Raw genomic sequence first — 3,111 nt, 5'->3', positions numbered from 1 at the left:
TTTTTACAAGTACGTTATTGCAGAGCTTTGTGCCACATGAATACTTTATCAAATAATAATTATCGTTCTCCATCCTCGTTAGATGCCACAATTTCATTCTTTCAATTTCTACTTTGATATCATCGCAACCATCTAAGTATTTATCAATCTCTGGAATGTCTTTGCGCTTAAAAGAGATACTATCATCTTCATCTCCCTAAACCTCATACTCAAAATCAACTTTTCTTCTAGGAATAGAATATACTATTCCATAGTAAATAATCATAAAAAATCCACATATTACTAAAAAATTTTGATAGCCAATAGTTCTAACTATTATAGGCGATACAAATATCGAGATAGATTGAGCTATTCCAAAAAACAATCCCATCATACCAAATACCCTTCCCTTTATATCTGCTCTTACATTACTGTGAAACAAACTTACCCATATAGTATTCGCTAGTGTCAATACAAAGCCAGACATAAATCCAAGGAATATGAAGGTTTGTTCTGTCCTCATATTGGCCATAAATATATAGATTAATCCCATACACCCAAAGCAAAGTATTATGAGAGCTGTCCTTTAACACTTCTATTGAACTTATTCAGTTTACATGATAAAATAATCACAGTTTACATTTTAATACATATTTTAGGAGGTAGCACATGGAAGAATCAACGACTGTGTCATTATCAACATCACCCGAAACTTATTTTGAATTCAAACCAATAAAGAAACAAGCTATATTAATACTGAAAAAATCATTCATACCTATATTTTTTGTAAGTTTTATTTTGAATGTTCTATTCATTATAGATGGAACTCTAGTCCCAGGTCTTGATATATCATTTAGATTTGGTAGTGTTTCTTTACAATCATTCTATATAAAAATATTTTCAAATTTTGCTTCTAGTCTCTGTATGTTATTAGTTTCTAACTCTAATAGTATAATATTGACTATGATAGTTCTTTTATTATTAATTATAACAATTAAACTATTTCTAATTAATCCGTTAGAACTAGGCGCCAGAAAATACTTTATCATGTTAAATAGAAAAAATGAAAATAAGCTTTCAAATCTTTTATTCTTTTTTTCAAACAATTATATCTCAAATGTAAAAAAAATGGTCAGAAGAGATCTTATGTTGTTCGCTACAGCTCTGTTAGGATTTTTCATAAATAAGCTTCTTCTACAGGCATTGTATCAGAACATATTCCAAAACTATTGGTTTAGACCAATATCTATAGTAGCAGTAATATCCATTGGTCTTTTTTCGTTTCTTATAAGTTTTTCACTATTTATAGTTGCTATGTACACATATAAATGGGTTCCTTATATAATAGCTGAAAATACCGACATAACCGGTTATAGAGCAATGAAAATAAGTGAAAATGTAATGCACGGATATAAATGGAAAACCTTTTTATTCGAACTCACTTTTTTACTTTGGTATATTTTAGGCACACTAGCTTTTGGATTTGGAGTTCTTTTTGTAAATTCATACATGGATGTTTCAAAAGCCGTTCTATACGAACGCATGCGTGGCAAAGTTATAAAAATGAATAAAGCCGAATATTGGGAGCTCGGCTATGAAAGCAATCCTTTCAAAAACTAAACTACATCAATATAATAAAAAAAGCTTGTAAAACTGAGTACTAAACCTCATTTTACAAGCTTTTTATCTAATTTTCACCTTTGTATTCATACAACCCTCTATAGCTTTTTCACATGATAGGCATTTATAAATCTAAACACCAAAACCACAAATATCACAATCCCCATAACAAAATATGTGAAATGAACATTTTTCAAATCAACAAGTACTCCTATAAGTGGATCCACAAATATAAAAGAAATCTGCACCATCAAACTTTTATATGACAGTATCGTCGCTCTATTTTGGCTGTCTATATTTTCATTTATGGTTACATCTAATACTGGCCATATGAATCCATTTATAAATCTAGCAGCAAAAATAAGCCCCACTCCAGCTATCCCAAAATCCATTGATAGAAAAATAAGAATGATAGCATAAGCGCCCAACACTCTAGCTGGTTTTATGTTTGAAAATCTACTAGAATTTTTTGCACCTATGCTCGCTAGTATGTTAAATGCCAAAAATATGAGTCCGAAAAACTTTAAATCTATGCTATTTTCCTTAAGGTAAATTTGCGCCAAGTAATTCAAATTAGATATAACTATAGTCATAACTATGTAGACAAATATTATTTTCATAAGGTCTCTTTTAGAAAATATATCTTTTATCTGACTTACCTCTTGTTTTAAAATCCCTCTTAATTCAAATTTTGCTTTATATTTTACTTCGTCGCTCTCGGCAAATGTTATAGCTATAAATGATGCTATCGACAGCACTATGGTTATAATTATGGGTAGGTCATTATTGTACTTAAATACACTCCCCGACACAAAGGCTGCCATAGCCGAGCAAATGAATCCCAAATGGTATATGCTAGAAATATACGATTTATATCTATGTTCCATGTTTTTATTTTTGAAAAAATCATATATAAATGCTGTATCCGCTCCAGATTCTAGCGCTTCTGATACCCCCATAAGCACCGCTGCTATAACTATCATTTGATAATTATCACTAAAAAATATAACAATTAACCCCATTGTCGTTATGAGATTACCTATCATCAATATCTTTTTTCTACTGTATCTATCAGCAATTACACCAGATGGTACTTCTAGAAAAAATGTCACTACTGCACTTATAGAGCCTAGTAGCATTATCTCTGTAAAACTGAGTCCCTTGCTCTCATAGTACAATACTATAATAAAATATATCAAAAATGATCCCTTCGATAGCATGTATAATTTGTATAAATTTGCTGTATCTAATATTTTAGTTTTCATCCCTTTCCCCCATATAAATCCTCATTACATTCACAAAAACAAAGTGATCTAATGCATTTAGTATTAGTCATCCAATTTTTATTTTAACACAGTTATTGAACTTCTGCCATTTTCACTTTAATTAATGCTCTTAATTTGACTTATTGGTGGACTTTGTAGCATTTGATAAAATTTATAATTCAAAATTCATCTCTATTCCAGACTGCATTTCCAATTCATCACCACCTAAAACATCTATAAATTCAGC

At 30.2% G+C, this 3,111-nt stretch carries 3 protein-coding genes; 1 reads left to right on the top strand and 2 read right to left on the bottom strand.

Annotation, left to right across the window (positions count from 1 at the left end; all coding sequences use genetic code 11):
- Positions 1-196: 196 nt before the first annotated feature.
- Positions 197-511 carry a hypothetical protein gene (locus N4A40_04995; protein ID MCT4661199.1) on the bottom strand — a complete coding sequence of 105 codons (315 nt, stop codon included), beginning with the start codon at positions 509-511 and terminating at the stop codon, positions 197-199.
- Between the two features lie 137 nt (positions 512-648).
- Between N4A40_04995 and N4A40_04990 the strand changes: the two genes are divergently transcribed.
- Positions 649-1,599, top strand: a complete 951-nt coding sequence (locus N4A40_04990) for a DUF975 family protein (GenBank protein MCT4661198.1) — start codon at positions 649-651, stop codon at positions 1,597-1,599.
- A 98-nt stretch (positions 1,600-1,697) separates the two neighbouring features.
- Here the strand turns inward: N4A40_04990 and N4A40_04985 are convergent, their stop codons facing one another.
- Positions 1,698-2,864 (bottom strand): MFS transporter, encoded by a 1,167-nt coding sequence (locus N4A40_04985; protein ID MCT4661197.1) that lies wholly within the window; start codon positions 2,862-2,864, stop codon positions 1,698-1,700.
- Between the last annotated feature and the right edge of the window lie 247 nt (positions 2,865-3,111).

The organism is Tissierellales bacterium (assembly GCA_025210965.1).
Lineage (GTDB): Bacteria > Bacillota > Clostridia > Tissierellales > JAOAQY01 > JAOAQY01.
This window is presented reverse-complemented; position numbering and strand designations above follow the sequence as displayed.